Here is a 16,105-nt window from a genome sequence, read left to right as displayed (position 1 = left end):
ACTGGTGCCGCTTAGGTGACTCGAACACCTGACCCCATCATTACGAATGATGTGCTCTACCAACTGAGCTAAAGCGGCCCGGGAGGCCAAGGCCTCCAAGATGGGCTGGGTGATAGACTCAACCGGCCGCGAATTCAAGATGCGACTTGGCAAATCATGCAAGAGGCCCGCCGCGATCGAAACCGGGGTTCCGGCGTCCCTGCATGCTGGAATCGCCGGCAGATTCCGATTTTGTTTGCCGGAACATCGCGAAGATGGACTTTGAACGGCCCGTCGAGGCAGAATGCGGCTGCCCGCCCGTTGATTGATTGGTCGCCTGCCGCTAACCATCATGAAAGCTTGTGGCAATTTGCAGAGGGACCTCGCTTGGACGCGATCGAAAAAGCGATCCGGAACGCCTTGGAAAAGGGCAACGCCGAGGACCGCGCGTTCCGCGAGAGGGTCTATCGTGCGGCCTTCGCCGCGCTCGACCGTGCGCTCCAGGCCAATCCCGGCGTGACCGTGGAAGTCGCCATCAAGCGCCGCAAGGCTATCCAGGCGAAAATCACCGAAATCGAATCCGAGTATCTGCCGGCGGTGCCCGGCGTTGCCCCGCAGATCGACACGCCGGCAGGCGAGGCCGAGGGCGGCGCGGCGCCGGCGATCGAGGCCGGCCCGAGGGCGCCATCGCCCGCCGTCGCCGTCGACGGCCCCGTGCAGCCCGGATCCGACGCGCCGCGCTCGCGCGTGCTGCCGGTGGTTCCCGATATCATGCCGGACGCCAGTCTTCCCAGCGCGCCAGCCATCGACATGTCGGCTCCCGCCGCGCCGGGAGCCGCGACGGAAGTGGCGCCCGACCGCGATGAGCGGCGCATACGCGGCCGGCGCCTGCCGCTGACCGCCATTTTCTTCACGGTCACGCTGCTCGCGGCGATTGGTATCGGACTGTACTTCGCCATGCAGACCGGTGTGTTCAAAACGGCGGCGCAGCTCAATACCGCGCCGCCGGAAGCGCCGCCGACGGTCGAGGACGACGATTTTACCCCGGCCGACGGCGCCAATGCACCGGCAAAGCCCGGTGCCGCGGATCAGTCGCGCGACTGGATTAATGTGTTTTCGCCGACCGACCCGACCCATGTCGCCGCCCCGTCGGACGCCAAGGCCGAGGTGATGAAGGACGACAGCGGACCGTTCCTGCGCATCCAGTCCGGCGCCTCCGGCTCGGCGATCGCCTTCGACGTCGGGCAGGGCGTGCTGGAAAAACTCGCCGGCAAGCACGCCGTGTTCGACATCATCGCCCGCGCCGAGGACGGCAAGGACACGCAGATCTCGGTCGACTGCAATTTCGGCGAACTCGGCGACTGCGGCCGCAAGCGCTACGCGGTCGGCCAGCAGAAAAACGAATATCTGTTCGACGTGAAGTTCCCCGACAAGCATCCCGGCTCAGCCGGAACCATCGCCATCAATTCCGATTTCGACAAACAGGGCAAGGCGGTCAACGTCTACGAGATCCGCGTCTCGATCGAGCCTTGAACAACCGTTGCGACCGACACATGGGCCGCTCCTAGCGGTCGAGCAGCACCTGCAGGGTTTCTATGCGGTCGGCCTCGTTTGCCGGCTTGTCCCAGCGCAGCCGTGAAATCCTGGGGAAACGCATGGCGACGCCCGATTTATGCCGGGTCGAGCGGTTGAGCCCCTCGAAGGCGACTTCCAGCACCAGGCCATTGTCGCGGTCGGCGCGCACCGAGCGCACCGGTCCAAAGCGCTCGACGGTGTTGTCGCGGACATATTTGTCGATCTGCCTCAGTTCCTCGTCGGTGAAGCCGAAATAGGCCTTGCCGACCGGCACCAGTTCCTCCGCGCCCTCGGCTCCGGACCAGACGCCGAATGTATAGTCGGAATAGAAGCTCGAGCGCTTGCCGTGGCCGCGCTGGGCATACATCAGCACGGCGTCCACCGTATGCGGATCGCGCTTCCATTTGAACCACGGACCCTTCGGCCGGCCCGCGACATAGGGCGAGTCCCAGCGCTTCAGCATCACGCCTTCGATGATCGGATGCGGCGGCGCACGACGCAGGTCCTCGAGCGCCTGCCAGTCCGTGAACTCGACGAAGGGAGAGAGATCGAAGCGGCTGGGATCGAGCGTCCCGATGAAGGCTTCGAGACGGCCGCGCCGCTCGCGGAAGGACAGTCCGCGCAGATCCTCCGGGCCGATCTGCAGCAGATCGTAACAGCGCATGAAGGCCGGATACTGCTGCTGCATCTTCGGCGTCACCGTCTTGCGGTTCAGCCGCTGCTGCAGGTCCGAGAAAGTTCCCGTCGCTTCTCGCGGATCGCCGACCAGCAACTCGCCATCGAGCGTCGCGGAAAAATGCATGGCGTCGGCGAGATCTGGAAAGGCGCCCGAGACATCGTCGCCGGTGCGCGAATAGAGCCTGCGGATGCCGCCTTCGGCCACCGCCTGGACGCGGATCCCGTCCCATTTCCACTCGGCCGCATAGTCCACCGGATCGAGCTTTTCGAGGTCGCCGTCACCGATCGGATTCGACAGCATGACCGGGCGGAACAGCGCCATCGCCGTGTTGCGCGGTTTTTCGGCCTTGCCTTCCAGCCAGGCGAACAGCGCCGTGTAGGGCGGCGACAGCCCATGCCAGAGCTCCTCGATCTCGGCGACATCGACCTTGCCGAAATCGGCCAGCGCCTGTTTGGCCAGCCGCGCCGAGACGCCGATGCGCAGGCCGCCGGTGACCAGCTTGATGATGGCAAAGCGCGCCGAGATGCCGGCGCTGTCGAGCAGCCCCGTCAGCACCTTCGGTCCGTCGGAGCGGCTTGCCGCCTGCAGCTTCGCCACCACCTCGCCAAGCGTCGGCTCGCGGTTCGCGATCCTGCCAGGCGTTTGCGGCCAGACCAGCGACACCGTCTCGGCGAGATCGCCGACATAGTCGTAGGAATAGCCGAACAGCACCGGGTCCATGCGTTCGATGACCAGCGTGCGCAGCATGGCCGGCTTGACCGCGGCAATCCTGAGATCGCCGGTGATGGCCGCCAGCGCCAGGCCGCGATCGGGATCCTCGACGCTGCGGAAATAATCGGTCAAAAGCGTCAGCTTGCCGTTGCGCGACGGCGTCAGCACCAGGCGGTCGAGAAGTTCGGCGAAGCGGTTCATGGCGATGAGGACCGCATGAAGGGGAGAGGTCTGCGCGAGGCACCCCCCTCTGTCCTGCCGGACATCTCCCCCTCCAGGGGGGAGATCGGATGTTGTGACGGCTTTCGCCAATCCTTAACGCAGAAGCAAGGGCGCAGCCGCCAAAACTGCCAATCTCCCCACTCGAGGGGGAGATGTCCGGCAGGACAGAGGGGGGCGCCGTAGGGCGCGGCGTCGATGGATGTCATCCTCAATCGCCCTCGTCCTCGTAGCCCACCAGATGCAGCGGTCTGGCCGCTATCCCTTCCAACTCGCACCAGCGCACCAGCGCTTCCTCTCGGCCGTGCGTGACCCAGATTTCCTCGGCGCCGGTCTCCTTGATGGTGATGATCAGTTCGTCCCAGTCGGCATGGTCCGAGATGATCAGCGGCAGCTCGACGCCGCCTTGCTTGGCGCGCTGGCGGATGCGCATCCAGCCCGACGCGAAGCACGAGATCGGATCGGGAAAGCGCCGCGCCCAGCGGTCGGCGAAGGCCGATGGCGGGCCGACCACGATGGCGCCGGCGAAATCCTGCTTGGCACCGCTCTCCACCGTCGCCGGCTCGAGTTCGCCGAGATCTATGCCTTGGCTCTGGTAATATTCGCTGAGCTTGGCCAGCGCGCCATGGATGTAGAGCGGCTTGTCGTAACCGGCGTCGCGCAGCAGCCGCATCACCCGCTGCGCCTTGCCCAGTGCGTAGGCCCCGACCAGATGCGAACGCTCCGGGAATTGCGCCGCCGATTTCAAGAGGCGGGCGATCTCTTCCGTGTCGGGCGGATGGCGAAACACCGGCAGGCCAAAGGTCGCCTCGGTTATGAAGACGTCGCAGACGACCGGCTCGAATAGTGCGCAGGTCGCGTCCTTCTGCCGCTTGTAGTCGCCGGAGGCGACGATGCGCCTGCCCTGGTGCTCGACCGATATCTGCGCCGAACCCAACACATGGCCGGCCGGATGAAAGCTGACATCGACGCCGTCGATGGCAATCGTCTCGCCGAACGCAGCTGCCTGCGTCGTCCCGGCAAAGTCCTCGCCATAGCGCAGCCCCATGATATCGAGCGTCTGCTGTGTCGCAAGCACCGAGCCGTGGCCGGAACGCGCATGGTCGGAATGGCCGTGCGTGATCAGCGCCCGGTTCACCGGCCGCACCGGGTCGATGAAGAAATCTCCCGGCGGGCAATAGAGGCCTTCGGGCCGGGGATGAAGCAGGTCGCTGGCGCGCATGATGCCAAGATAGGATATAATTCCGCTGCGGGAAGCCTGTTGCCCGAGACTGCTGACTCCCGGGCGAAGCCTGCTCAATTCGGTTCAGCTTCGGCATGCTTTGCTCTACAGAGATGGTGGCCGGCTACCCTGCCGGTGGAACCATCATCATGAAACCGCTTCAGACCTCGTCGGGCGACCCGAACGCCGATCGCCGTGCAGATTATGCCGAAATGCTCTTTGCCTCCGGTGATCACACTGCCGCGGCCGAGTTGCTGCTCGGCGCGCTGGAACTGGCGCCGCAATGGGCAATGGGCTGGTTTCGTCTCGGCGAGATGCAGGAGGCATCAGGCAGGCTCGATCTGGCGGCGCAGGCCTGGACGACGTCGATGAAACTCGATCCGGCCGATCGCCAGGGCGCGGCTCTCAAACTGCAGCTGATCGGCAAGGGTCCGGCCTCGATGGCGCCGCCCAGCGCCTTTGTCGAGACGCTGTTCGACCACTATGCCGAGACGTTCGAGGAGATGCTGGTCGGTAAGCTCGACTACCGGCTGCCCGAGGTGATCGACGCCGCCATCCGCAAGGCAAGGCCGGGCCGCTTCCGCCTGGCGCTCGACCTGGGCTGCGGCACCGGACTGATGGGCGAGAGGCTGAGGCCGATCGTCGACCGGCTGGAGGGCGTCGATATCTCGGCAAGGATGCTGAGGAAAGCGCGGGAAAAAAATATCTATGACGCGCTGACAAAAGCGGATTTGCAGGATTTTTCCTATTCGGGCGACAAGGCCGATCTGGTGATGTCGGCCGATGTGCTGATCTACATCGGCGGGCTCGAAGGTTTTGTGGGAACGGTCGCCGGCCTGCTCGCCGAGGGCGGCCTGTTTGCCTTTTCCGTCGAGAGCCTGACGGATGGCGGCGACCTGGCACTGCAGCCGTCGCGGCGCTACGCTCATTCGGATGGCTATGTCAGGCGGACCCTCGAGGCCAACGGCCTCTCGATCGTGGCGTTGGAGCCAACAAGCATCCGCCAGGATCGCCGCGAGCCCGTCAAAGGCCTGGCCGTCGTGGCACGGAAGGCGGACGCGGCTTGAAGTCTGATGATACTCGGTGATTCCGACACTGCTTTGTACTGCTGCGAAAAAGTCCGATTTGCGTGCGCGATTGATATTTGCGATCTGGTCGCATCAGGGCGGAATACCAGAAGGAGCACTTCGATGCGCTGGAAGATGATGATCTTGGCGTCTTGCCTGGCAACCGCCGGCTGCGTCGGCAATTCAGCGTCCGAGCGGCAGGACGCCAACATCGAATCCTCGCTGCAATATGACAGCGTGCCATGCGATCAGTTGCTGGCGCAGCGCAACGGATTGGCGCAGCGATATAATCTCCCGACCACCGCCAAGCCGACCTTCTCCAATCCCGCCATGGGATTCGGCCCGTTCACGCCCGACATGCGCTCCAAGGCCCAGCGCGACAGCGACAAGGCGTCAGGCGAAATCGATGCCATGAACCGGTCCATCGGCCGCCGCGACTGCGGCAAGCCGGACAAGCAGACGAAGTTCGCTCTACCCGGCTGATGACCAATCGTCCATCTTGCTAGGATCCATCCGGTGAAGCTCTCGGACCTCGGCGATCGCATCTGTATTTTGGGGCCGTCCAACAGCGGCAAGTCGACGCTTGCCGACGCGATCGCGCGCAAGCGTGGCCTGACGCTTATCCATCTCGATCTGCTCTTTCATCTGCCCAACACGGATTGGGAGCAGCGTCCGAGGGACGAGTTCATTGCCTTGCATGACGCCGCGATCGCCGGTGAGCGGTGGGTGATGGACGGAAATTACTCGGTCTGCATGCCGCAACGCTTTCAGCGCGCGACGGGATTGATCCTGCTGGACATCTCCACCTCGGCAAGTCTGCTGCGTTATTTCAGGCGAACCCTGTTCGAGAGGGAGAGGCGCGGTGGCTTGGAAGGCGGGCGCGACAGCATCAAATGGGACATGATCCACCACATCGCCGTGGCCACGCCGAAAAACCGGCAGAGATACAGGGCGATGTTGGAGCGGATCGACCTGCAGAAGCTGCAGCTGTCTTCGGTTCGGGCGATCAAGAAATGTTTTCAGGACTGGGACTTGGCCAGGTGACGACAATGTCTGGTTAATATCCCGCCTTGCGGTCCACCAGATTGTCGAGCTTCTCGCCGCGCTCGAAAGCGTCCATCTGGCGCAGCATGATCGGCGCCAGGTGCACGGGATCGGAGGTCGCCGCGGCATGCGGCGTCACGAACACTTTCGGATGGCGCCACAGCGGACTGGTCTTCGGCAGCGGTTCGACCTCGAACACGTCGAGGCTCGCTTCCTTCAGCGTACCGTCGTCCAATGCCCGCACGATGTCGGCGTCCTTCTGCAGGCGCCCACGCCCGGCGTTGATCAGCACCGAGCCGCCAAGTCCGTTGCGCTTGCGCAACTCCTTCAGCACGCCGTAATTGATGATGCCTTGCGTATCCGGCGTCAACGGCAGAAGCACCACCAGAATGTCGGTGGCATTGAGGAACGGGATCAGGCCTGCTTCGCCGGAATAGGTTGCCACCCCGTTCATCGGCCGGTCGCTGCGCGACCAGCCATTGACCGCGAAGCCGAGCGACAGAAGTACCGAGGCCGCGGCCCGGCCGAGACTGCCGAGACCCATGATGCCGACGGAAATGTCGCCGGCCGGCCTCTGTTGCGGTTCGTGCCAGATCTTCTTTAGCTGCTGCGACCTGTAGAGCAGGCCCTGCCGATGATGGTCGAGCACCCGCCAGACGACGTACTCGGTCATGTACTGCGTGAGGTTGTCAGCGACGACCTTGACGATCGGCACGTCGGGCAGGCCGGGATCGGCGAAGATATGGTCGACGCCGGCGCCGATCGAGAAGATGGCGCGCAGATTGGGCAGCGACGACATCAGGTTGGGCTTGTGCTTCCAGACCACCGCATAGGTGATCGAGGGATCCTTGGCGCCGTCCGGCTCCAGCACCACCTCGCGCTCGGCCGACAACAGGTCGCGCCAGCGCTGCGGATGAAAGCCGGTGACGGCAAGCAGGATACGGCCTTTTTCCATCGCGGTTCGTTCAGTCCTTCCTTATGCGGATCACTCGCTGACCACGCCTGTCGGCGCCGTCTCGATCTTGAAGGCGGCCGAGATCAGCGCCCGAGTATAGTCGGTTTGCGGATTTCCAAAAATCTGTTCGGACGGGCCGGCTTCGACGATCTGGCCGTTGCGCATGACGATGACGTCGTTGGCCAGCGCCCGGATGACCTTGAGGTCATGGCTGATGAAGAGATAGGCAAGGTCGTGCTTGGCCTGCAAATTGCGCAGGAGATCGACGACCTGCGCCTGCACGCTCATGTCGAGCGCCGATGTCGGCTCGTCCAGCATGACGAAGCGCGGGTTGAGCACCATGGCGCGCGCGATGGCGACACGCTGGCGCTGGCCACCGGAAAATTCGTGCGGATAGCGGTTTCGGGTCGCCGGGTCGAGGCCGACTTCCTTCAGCACGGCGGCCACCTTGTCGTCACGCTCGTCGGGCGACAGCTTCGGCTCGTGGATCTTCAGGCCTTCCTCGATGATCTCGGCAATCGACATGCGCGGGCTGAGCGAACCGAACGGGTCTTGGAAGACGATCTGCAGTTCGCGCCTGAGCGGCCGCATGGCGTTGAAGGTGAGCTGGTTGATGTCGCGGCCGTTGAACTTGATGGTTCCGGTCGACGAGATCATGCGCGCCAGCGCCAGGCCGAGCGTGGTCTTGCCGGAACCGGATTCTCCGACCACGCCCAGCGTCTGGCCGGCGCGCACCGTGACGTCGATGCCGTCGACCGCCTTCACATGATCGACAGTGCGCCGGAAGAAGCCCTGCTTGATCGGAAACCAGACCTTGATGTCCTTGCCGGTCATGACAGGCTTGGCTTCGGCATTGGCGGCTGGTGGCTTGCCTTTCGGCTCGGCCGCCAGAAGATGACGCGTATAGGGGTGCTGCGGGCTGGCGAAGATGTCCTTGGTCGGTCCGGTCTCGACGATCTTGCCCTTGGTCATCACGCAGACCCGGTCGGCGATCTTGCGTACGATGCCGAGGTCATGAGTGATGAACAGCATCGACATGCCCTTGCGGCTTTTGAGGCCCGCGAGCAGTTCGAGGATCTGTGCCTGCACAGTGACGTCGAGCGCCGTCGTCGGCTCGTCGGCGATCAACAGTTCCGGCTCGTTGGCGAGCGCCATGGCGATCATGACGCGTTGGCGCTGGCCGCCCGAAAGCTGGTGCGGATAGGCATCGAGCCGTTTTTCCGGATCGCGGATGCCGACCTCTTTCAGCAGGGCCAGCGTGCGCGCCTTGGCCGGACGGTCGCTCATGCCTTGATGCAGCTTCAGGATCTCGACGATCTGGTGCTCGATCGTGTGCAACGGATTGAGCGAGGTCATCGGCTCCTGGAAGATCATGGTGATCTTGTTGCCGCGCACCTGCCGCAATTGCTTCTCGCTCATGGCCAGCAGGTCGGCGCCCTGGAACAGGATCTTGCCCGATGGGTGGCTGGCGCTGGGGTAGGGCAGCAGCTTCAGCACCGACAGCGCCGAGACCGATTTGCCGGAGCCGGATTCGCCGACAAGCGCCACCGTCTCGCCCCTGGCGATGTCGAACGAGATATGGTCGACGGCGACAGACTGGCCGCCGTCCTGGCTGAAGGCGACGCTGAGGTCCTGGACGCTGAGCAAGGGGGCTTCGCTCATTTGAACGTCTTGCGCGGATCGAAGGCGTCGCGCGTCGCCTCGCCGACAAAGACCAGCAGCGACAGCATCAGCGAGATGACGACGAAGCCGGATATGCCGAGCCAAGGCGCGTTGAGGTTGCGCTGTGCCTGCTTGAGCAGTTCGCCGAGCGAGGCGGAGCCGGGCGGCAGGCCGAAGCCGAGATAGTCGAGCGAGGTCAGCGTCGAGATAGATCCGCTCAGCAAAAAGGGCAGGAAGGTCAATGTCGCCACCATCGCGTTGGGCAGCAGGTGCCGGAACATGATGGTGCGGTTGCGCACGCCGAGCGCGCGCGCCGCGTTGACATATTCGAAGTTGCGGGCGCGCAGGAACTCGGCCCGCACCACGCCTACCAGCGCCACCCAGGAGAACAGCAGCATCAGGCCAAGCAGGATGAAGAAGCCCGGCGGCAGGATGGCGGCGACGATGAGCAGCAGATAAAGCACGGGAATTGCCGACCAGATCTCGATGAAGCGTTGGAACAGCAGATCGGTCCAGCCGCCGAAATAGCCCTGCAACGCACCGGCGCCGACGCCGATCAGCGCCGAGCCCGCGGTCAGGATCAGGCCGAACAGCACCGAAATGCGGAAGCCGTAGATGACGCGCGCCAGCACGTCGCGCGCCTGGTCGTCGGTGCCGAACCAGTTCCAGTTGCCGACATTGCAGGCCGGGTCATCGGCTCCTTGTGGATATTGGTTGCAGCGCGTCTTGGCGTCATATTCCCACGACGGCTTGGCGGGTGCCGCTTCGGGAATGGCGTTGTTGACGGTCTGGTAGGAATAGCGGATCGGCGGCCAGATCATCCAGCCATGGGCATTGATCTCGTCCTGGATCACCGGGTCGCGATAGTCAGTGACTGCATAGAAGCCGCCGAATTTTTCCTCGGGGTAAGCGACCATCACCGGGAAAAGGATTTCGCCCTTGTAGGAAGCGATGATCGGCTTGTCGTTGGCGATGAATTCGGCAAACAGCGACAGCACGAACAGAACGAGGAAAATCCACAGCGACCAGTAGCCGCGCCGGTTGGCCTTGAAATTCTGCAGGCGACGCTTGTTGAGCGGCGACAGGAACGGCCGTGGGAGCCGCTCCGGCAAGACACCGGCGGTAACGCTTGCCTCCGACATCAGACGTCTCTCCGCTCGAAATCGATGCGCGGATCGACCCAGGTGTACATCAGGTCGGACAGCAGCCCGACGAACAGGCCAAGCAGCGAGAAGATATAGAGATTGGCGAACACCACGGGATAGTCGCGCTCGACCACCGACCGGAAGCCGAGCAGGCCGAGCCCGTCGAGGGAAAAGATGTTCTCGATCAGCAGCGAGCCGGTGAAGAAGGCCGAGATGAAGGCGCCCGGGAAGCCGGCGATGACGATCAGCATGGCGTTGCGGAAGACGTGCCCATAAAGCACCTGCCGTTCCGACAGGCCCTTGGCGCGCGCCGTCACCACATACTGCTTGCGGATTTCCTCCAGGAACGAGTTCTTGGTCAAAAGCGTCGTCGTGGCGAAGGCCGACAGCACCAGCGCCGTCAGCGGCAAGGTCATGTGCCAGAAATAATCGGCAATCCTGGCCGGCCAGGACAACTGGTCCCAATTGTCGGAAACGATGCCGCGCAACGGGAACCAGTCCCAGAACGAGCCGCCGGCAAACAGCACCATCAAAAGGATGCCGAACAGGAAGCCCGGAATGGCATAGCCGACAATGACGACGCCGCTGGTCCAGACGTCGAAGGGGCTGCCGTCCTTCACAGCCTTGCGGATGCCGAGCGGGATCGAGATCAGATAGGACAACAACGTGATCCAGAGTCCGATCGAAATCGACACAGGCATCTTCTCAAGGATCAGGTCGAGCACGGAAATATCGCGGAAATAGCTGTTGCCGAAATCGAACCTGGCGTAATTCCACAGCATCATGCCGAAGCGTTCGAGCGGCGGCTTGTCGAAGCCGAACTGCTTCTCCAGCTTCTTGATGAATTCGGGGTCGAGACCCTGGGCGCCGCGATATTTCGAACCGACATCGCCGGCAGCATCGAAATTGGAGCCGCCCGCGTCGCCGCCACCACCACCGAGGCGGTCGCTGCCGCCCTGGTTGGTCAGCTTGGCGATGACCTGCTCGACCGGGCCGCCAGGCGCGAACTGGATGACGGCGAATGATATCGCCATGATGCCGAACAGGGTCGGGATCATCAAAAGGATACGGCGCAGTATATAGGCGCCCATCAGGCCTCGCGTCCTGCTCGTGCGAACATCTCAGCCTTTGCCAATTTTTGCCGCCTTGCCCTTATCGAACCACCACAGCGTCTCGACCGGAAAGTCGAAATCGGGCTTTTGCTCGACAAAGCCGAACATATCCCAATAGGCGACGCGGTGATTCGCCAGATAATATGTTGGAATCCAGTCTAGCCGCGCGCGCAAGACCCGGTCGAGCGCCCTGAGCGCGGTGACGAGTTCTGCGCGGCTTTGTGCCTTGCCGGCCGCCACGATCAGCGCGTCGATGGCCTTGCTTTTCGTACCCGGATAATTGCGCTGTCCCGGTGTATCAGCCATCCGGGAATCATAGAGCATTTCCAGCCCGTCATCAGTCGGTGTCGCTCCGATCGACCAATGCAGCATGTCGAGATCGAAGTCGAAATCGCTCTGCCGCTGTTCATATTGCGCTGAATCGACTTGCCGGATCGATGCGTCGATTCCGATCGCCTTCATATTCTCGGACCAAGGGGTATAGATGCGAACGATGCCGTCATCCTCCGCCAGCATTTCAACCCGCAGCCGCTCACCCTTGTCGTTGACGAGAAAACTGCCCGCACGCTTCCAGCCGGCTTGCGCAAGCAATCGCGAAGCCTCGCCCAGCTGCTTGCGGTCATGGCCCGATCCGTCTGAGAGGGGCTGCGTTACGGCTTCACCGAAGACCTCTGGCGGCAACTCGGCCCTGAACGGCTCCAGCAGGGCCAATTCCTCGGGCGAGGGCAAGCCCTCGGCTTTGTAGTTCGAGCGTTCGAAATTCGATTGAGCGCGTTCGTAAGAGCCGTAAAACAGCGCCCGCTTCATCCATTCGAAATCAAAGCATCTGGCGATCGCCCGTCGCACCCGTTCGTCCCGGAACTGCGGGCGACGCTGGTTCAAAGCGACGCCCTGCATGTCCGGGGTCTTCTCGCCGGGAAATTCCCGTTTGACGACCTTGCCGTCCTTCAACGCTGGAAAGTCGTATCCGGTCGCCCATACACGCGCGGTGAATTCCTCGCGAAAATGCGTGTCACCTTTCTTGAACGCTTCGAAGGCCGCCTGCCGGTCGAGATAGAAATCGATGCGGATACGGTCGAAATTGTACAGGCCGCGGTTCACCGGAAGATCGCGGCCCCAATAGTCGGCCACGCGGTCATATTCGACAGTCTGTCCGGCCGCCACGCGCCCAATTCTGTAGGGTCCCGAGCCAAGCGGCGGTGTCATCGTCGAGGCATCGAAATTGTTGGCCGAATAAAAGGCCTTGGACACGATCGGCATACCCACGACCGCCAGGATGTTTTGCGCCGACTGTTCGCCATTGAAGGTCAAGGCAAGGGTGACGGGATCGACCGCGACCGCTTCCGTCATATGCCGCAGCGCCTTGGAAAGGTTCGGGTGGCCTTGGTCCTTGTAAAGTTTCAGCGCGAAGGCGACGTCCTCGGCGGTCAGCGGCGAGCCATCGTGGAAACGCGCTTGCGGTCGAAGCGCGAAGCGGAAGCCGTTGCGGTCTTGCGACAGCGTGACGGACTCGGCAAGCAAGCCGTAGACCGCATCCGGCTCATCGAGCGCGCGGGTCATCAGGGAATCGAAACAGAGTTCGGCGCGCGGCGGTGCCTCCCCTTTCAACACCAGGAAATTCAGTGTGTTGAAAGTCAGGAAGCTCTGATTGAGGGTTGCGTTGGGCGGCGCGAAATTCATCTGGCCGCCCTTGGGCGCGTCCGGATTGACATAGTCGAAATGGGGGAAATCAGGCTTGTATTTGAGATCGCCGAAGGCGGACAGACCGTGCAGCTTGGTGCCGGTCGCTATGTTTGCGAAGGCTTTGCCCGGCATGAAGGCGGCGGCAGCGGCGGCGCCGCCCAAAGCCAGGAAATCGCGGCGGGGCAGCACCGCCATCAATTCAGACCCTTGTACTTGGCCGCCAGCGCTTTTTCCTTGTCGAGATCAACCCACCAGGAATCGATATCGGCGCCCACATAGGCAGGCTGCTTGTCGGGGAACTTGAACTTGTTCCAATAGGCCAGCCAGACCGCGGAACGGTAATATTGCGGCACCACATAGAAGTTCCACAGCAGGACGCGGTCGAGTGCGTGTGTGGCGGCGACGAGATCATCGCGATCGGTGGCGAAGATGATGCGATCGACCAGCGCGTCGACGATTGGATCCTTGATGCCCATCAGGTTGCGCGAACCAGGCGCATCGGCCGCCTTGGAACTCCAGAAATCGCGCTGCTCGTTGCCGGGCGAATCCGACTGGCCGAACAGACCCGTCACGACATCGAAATCAAAGTTGTTGACGCGGTTGATGTACTGCGTCTGGTCGATGATGCGCAGAGTAGCGTCGACGCCGATCTTGCGCAGGTTGGCTATATAGGGGCTGGCGATCACCTGGTCTGTGTCATTCCAGCCGAGGATCTCGAACTTGAACGGTGCGCCTGTCTTGGCGTTGACCATCTTGCCGCCCTTGATGACCCATCCGGCCTTGGCGAAGAGATCGACGGCCTGCTTCAGGTACTTTCGCTCCGCTTGCGGAGAGTCGTAGACAGGCAGCTTGAATTCCTGGGTGAAGAGTTCCGGCGGCAGCTTGTCCCGGTATTTTTCCAGGATTTCCAGTTCCTTGCCCTGCGGCAATCCGCTGGATGCTAGTTCGGTACCCTGGAAATAGCTTGATGTTCGGGTATTGAAACCAAAGAACAGCGTACGATTCATGCTTTCGAAATCGAACGGTATGGTCAGTGCTTCGCGGACCAGCCGGTCTTGGAACAGCGGCCGCCTCTGGTTGAGAGCAAAGCCCTGCATCGGCTGTGGCGAGTGGGTCTGGAAGTCCTTCTTGATGACGTCGCCGGCCTGGATGGCCGGGAAATTATAGGCCGTCGCCCATTTGCGGGAACTGTATTCACGGTTGATGTCTTCCAGACCGCCCTTGGTGAAGGCAAGCCAGGCGGCATTGTCGTCGAGGATGTAGGTGTATCGGCGCGTGTCGAAATTCTCGCGGCCGACCTTCACCGGCAGCTTGGCCGCCCAGTAGTCCGGTACGCGCTGCCAGACGATCTCCGAACCCGGCTTGAAGCTGGCGATCTTGTAGGCGGCCGAGCCGAGCGGGATTTCCAACGTCGGCCTGGTGACGTCGCGCTTCTTGCCGCTGGCGTCCGTGCCTTCCCACCAGTGTTTCGGCAGCACGGCAAGGTCGCCCATGATCTTGGGCAGTTCGCGGTTGCCCTTCTGGTTGAAATGGAATTCGACCTCGCGGTCGGAGATTGCCACCGCATCGGTGACGTTCTCGAAATAGCGGCTGTATTGCGGGCTGTTCGCCTTCAGCACCTTGAACGACCAGATCACGTCGTCGACGGTGATCGGCTGGCCGTCATGCCATTTGGCGCGCGGATCGAGCCGGTACGTCGCCGAGGAATAGTCAGCCGGGTATTTGTAGGCGTCGGCGATCAGGGGATGGCTGACGCTGCCCTCATCGGTCGCCTGCTCCATCAGCGTGTCGTAGAGCAGCCCGCCGCCGAATCCGACGAGGCCCGCCGCCGGCGATCCCTGGACGATATAGGGATTGAAGCTGTCATAGGTGCCAAGCAGCACCGAACTCAGCGTGCCGCCCTTGGGCGCGTTCGGATTGACGTAATCATAGTGCTGGAAATTATCGCCGTATTTGGATTCGCCGATCAGCGATGAGGTGGTCCGCCACTCGTCGGCCCGGGTTGCCTGCAACCCCGCCGCCAGCAGGGCCGCCGCCAACAACGACTTGAGAAGCGTTCGGCCAACCGTCATGCACTATCCTCTTCGCCATGCCTGCGGATCATCCAGACGCAATCTAGATGATTTGACGCTCGTGAAAACCGCCATGCGCGGCTTTGTCGCCGCACCATGCTTTTTCCCTAACGAAAAAGCCGGGCAGAACCCGGCTTTTTCAAGATGACCACGGTATTTCCGGTTATTTTGACGGTGCGGCCGGCGCAGGCGCGGCGGGAGCGGCAGGCGCAGCCGGTTTCGCCGGAGCGGCTCCATCGGCGGGCTTGGCCGGCGCGCTGGCGTCCGCGGCGGCGCCCGGCGCCGGCAGCGGCTTGGGGTTGTCCGACAGCGTGCGCAGATAGGCGATGACGTTGGCGCGGTCTTCTTCCTTCGGCAGGCCGGCAAAGCCCATCGCCGTGCCCTTCACGTCCTTCTTCGGCGAGGTGATGAAGTGGTTGATGTTATCGTAAGTCCACTTCTCGGTGCCGCCCTTGGAATATTCCTTCATGCCGGCCGAATAGGCAAAGCCCTCGTGAGAGGCGACCGGACGGTCGACGATGTCCCAAAGATCGGGACCGACCTTGTTGGGGCCGCCCTTTTCACCGGAATGGCAGGCCTGGCATTTCTTGAAGATGGCAGCGCCCTGTTCGACGCTGGCCTTGGCCAGCAGGTCGGCGATCGGCGTTTCGGCCGCTGCCGGCGCAGCCGCGCCGCCTTCGGCAGGTTCGGTCGCCTCGATGGCGAAGCCGGGCTTTTCCGGCGCCGGCGAGGCAAACAGCGCGTCCGACACCAGGCCGACCGAGAAAACGACGAAGACAGTTCCGAGCAATCCGGCGAGCAGTTTGTTGACTTCGTTGGAATCCATTCGCCCCTTGCTCCCTTTTCCGGCGGACTGATCCGTCCATTCCGTCCGTCGGTATCGAGACCTGCCCTCCAGAGCCGGTCAAATCGGGCGGAAACTAGGTCTTTTGCTCGGGCGTTGCAACACCTATAAGGGCGCTGCCAGTGAGACCTTTTGC

The 16,105-nt window shown here is 62.6% G+C and carries 13 protein-coding genes and 1 tRNA gene; 4 read left to right on the top strand and 10 right to left on the bottom strand.

Features of this window, described 5'->3' with window-relative positions:
- Positions 1-2: 2 nt before the first annotated feature.
- Positions 3-78: transfer RNA gene (locus O7B34_RS02940), tRNA-Thr, on the bottom strand.
- Between the two features lie 288 nt (positions 79-366).
- Between O7B34_RS02940 and O7B34_RS02935 the strand changes: the two genes are divergently transcribed.
- A complete protein-coding gene (locus tag O7B34_RS02935; protein ID WP_337144793.1) occupies positions 367-1,512 on the top strand; it encodes a hypothetical protein in 1,146 nt (381 codons plus the stop codon).
- A gap of 31 nt (positions 1,513-1,543) precedes the next feature.
- Here O7B34_RS02935 and O7B34_RS02930 read toward each other — a convergent pair whose 3' ends face one another.
- On the bottom strand, positions 1,544-3,145 hold the full coding sequence (locus tag O7B34_RS02930; RefSeq protein WP_337144792.1) for a cisplatin damage response ATP-dependent DNA ligase: 1,602 nt from the start codon (positions 3,143-3,145) through the stop codon (positions 1,544-1,546).
- Between the two features lie 229 nt (positions 3,146-3,374).
- Positions 3,375-4,385, bottom strand: coding sequence for a ligase-associated DNA damage response exonuclease (locus O7B34_RS02925; RefSeq protein WP_337144791.1), 1,011 nt, complete (start codon positions 4,383-4,385; stop codon positions 3,375-3,377).
- Positions 4,386-4,534: 149 nt separating this feature from the next.
- Here O7B34_RS02925 and O7B34_RS02920 point away from each other — a divergent pair, with 149 nt between their 5' ends.
- From O7B34_RS02920 to O7B34_RS02910, 3 genes are all read left to right on the top strand, one after another.
- A complete protein-coding gene (locus tag O7B34_RS02920; protein ID WP_337144790.1) occupies positions 4,535-5,452 on the top strand; it encodes a class I SAM-dependent methyltransferase in 918 nt (305 codons plus the stop codon).
- Positions 5,453-5,575: 123 nt separating this feature from the next.
- Positions 5,576-5,935, top strand: coding sequence for a hypothetical protein (locus tag O7B34_RS02915; protein WP_337144789.1), 360 nt, complete (start codon positions 5,576-5,578; stop codon positions 5,933-5,935).
- 33 nt (positions 5,936-5,968) lie between these two features.
- Positions 5,969-6,496: an AAA family ATPase gene (locus O7B34_RS02910; RefSeq protein ID WP_337144788.1), complete on the top strand. Its 528-nt coding sequence runs from the start codon at positions 5,969-5,971 to the stop codon at positions 6,494-6,496.
- A 13-nt stretch (positions 6,497-6,509) separates the two neighbouring features.
- Here O7B34_RS02910 and O7B34_RS02905 read toward each other — a convergent pair whose 3' ends face one another.
- The 7 genes from O7B34_RS02905 to O7B34_RS02875 all read right to left on the bottom strand — a co-directional run bounded on the left by O7B34_RS02905 (position 6,510) and on the right by O7B34_RS02875 (position 15,951).
- Entirely contained in the window at positions 6,510-7,451 is a 942-nt protein-coding gene (locus O7B34_RS02905) for a 2-hydroxyacid dehydrogenase (RefSeq protein ID WP_337139182.1), read from the bottom strand.
- 30 nt (positions 7,452-7,481) lie between these two features.
- Positions 7,482-9,113 (bottom strand): ABC transporter ATP-binding protein, encoded by a 1,632-nt coding sequence (locus O7B34_RS02900; RefSeq protein ID WP_337130093.1) that lies wholly within the window; start codon positions 9,111-9,113, stop codon positions 7,482-7,484.
- Complete coding sequence (locus O7B34_RS02895) at positions 9,110-10,255, bottom strand: ABC transporter permease (protein ID WP_027142082.1); 1,146 nt, start codon at positions 10,253-10,255, stop codon at positions 9,110-9,112. The genes O7B34_RS02900 and O7B34_RS02895 overlap by 4 nt, the downstream gene beginning before the upstream one ends.
- The gene (locus O7B34_RS02890) at positions 10,255-11,349 is read right to left on the bottom strand and encodes a microcin C ABC transporter permease YejB (RefSeq protein WP_027142081.1); all 1,095 of its coding nucleotides are present in this window, start codon (positions 11,347-11,349) and stop codon (positions 10,255-10,257) included. Before O7B34_RS02890 ends, O7B34_RS02895 begins: the two co-directional genes overlap by 1 nt.
- 30 nt (positions 11,350-11,379) lie before the next feature.
- Positions 11,380-13,248 (bottom strand): extracellular solute-binding protein, encoded by a 1,869-nt coding sequence (locus tag O7B34_RS02885; RefSeq protein WP_337144787.1) that lies wholly within the window; start codon positions 13,246-13,248, stop codon positions 11,380-11,382.
- Complete coding sequence (locus O7B34_RS02880; RefSeq protein ID WP_337144786.1) at positions 13,248-15,125, bottom strand: extracellular solute-binding protein; 1,878 nt, start codon at positions 15,123-15,125, stop codon at positions 13,248-13,250. The genes O7B34_RS02885 and O7B34_RS02880 overlap by 1 nt, the downstream gene beginning before the upstream one ends.
- A gap of 163 nt (positions 15,126-15,288) precedes the next feature.
- On the bottom strand, positions 15,289-15,951 hold the full coding sequence (locus O7B34_RS02875) for a c-type cytochrome (RefSeq protein WP_337144785.1): 663 nt from the start codon (positions 15,949-15,951) through the stop codon (positions 15,289-15,291).
- Positions 15,952-16,105 lie beyond the last annotated feature (154 nt).

This window comes from Mesorhizobium sp. Cs1299R1N3 (assembly GCF_037179625.1).
Taxonomy (GTDB): domain Bacteria; phylum Pseudomonadota; class Alphaproteobacteria; order Rhizobiales; family Rhizobiaceae; genus Mesorhizobium; species Mesorhizobium salmacidum.
Note: the sequence above shows the minus strand (reverse complement) of the source record. Positions and strands in the feature narration are given on the sequence as shown.

Coding starts and splice junctions, on each gene's coding strand:
- O7B34_RS02905 (WP_337139182.1), bottom strand. CDS start 7,451: ATGGAAAAAGGCCGTATCCTGCTTGCCGTCACCGGCTTTCATCCGCAG.
- O7B34_RS02895 (WP_027142082.1), bottom strand. CDS start 10,255: ATGTCGGAGGCAAGCGTTACCGCCGGTGTCTTGCCGGAGCGGCTCCCA.
- O7B34_RS02885 (WP_337144787.1), bottom strand. CDS start 13,248: ATGGCGGTGCTGCCCCGCCGCGATTTCCTGGCTTTGGGCGGCGCCGCC.
- O7B34_RS02875 (WP_337144785.1), bottom strand. CDS start 15,951: ATGGATTCCAACGAAGTCAACAAACTGCTCGCCGGATTGCTCGGAACT.
- O7B34_RS02930 (WP_337144792.1), bottom strand. CDS start 3,145: ATGAACCGCTTCGCCGAACTTCTCGACCGCCTGGTGCTGACGCCGTCG.
- O7B34_RS02915 (WP_337144789.1), top strand. CDS start 5,576: ATGCGCTGGAAGATGATGATCTTGGCGTCTTGCCTGGCAACCGCCGGC.
- O7B34_RS02900 (WP_337130093.1), bottom strand. CDS start 9,113: ATGAGCGAAGCCCCCTTGCTCAGCGTCCAGGACCTCAGCGTCGCCTTC.
- O7B34_RS02880 (WP_337144786.1), bottom strand. CDS start 15,125: ATGACGGTTGGCCGAACGCTTCTCAAGTCGTTGTTGGCGGCGGCCCTG.
- O7B34_RS02925 (WP_337144791.1), bottom strand. CDS start 4,385: ATGCGCGCCAGCGACCTGCTTCATCCCCGGCCCGAAGGCCTCTATTGC.
- O7B34_RS02920 (WP_337144790.1), top strand. CDS start 4,535: ATGAAACCGCTTCAGACCTCGTCGGGCGACCCGAACGCCGATCGCCGT.
- O7B34_RS02890 (WP_027142081.1), bottom strand. CDS start 11,349: ATGGGCGCCTATATACTGCGCCGTATCCTTTTGATGATCCCGACCCTG.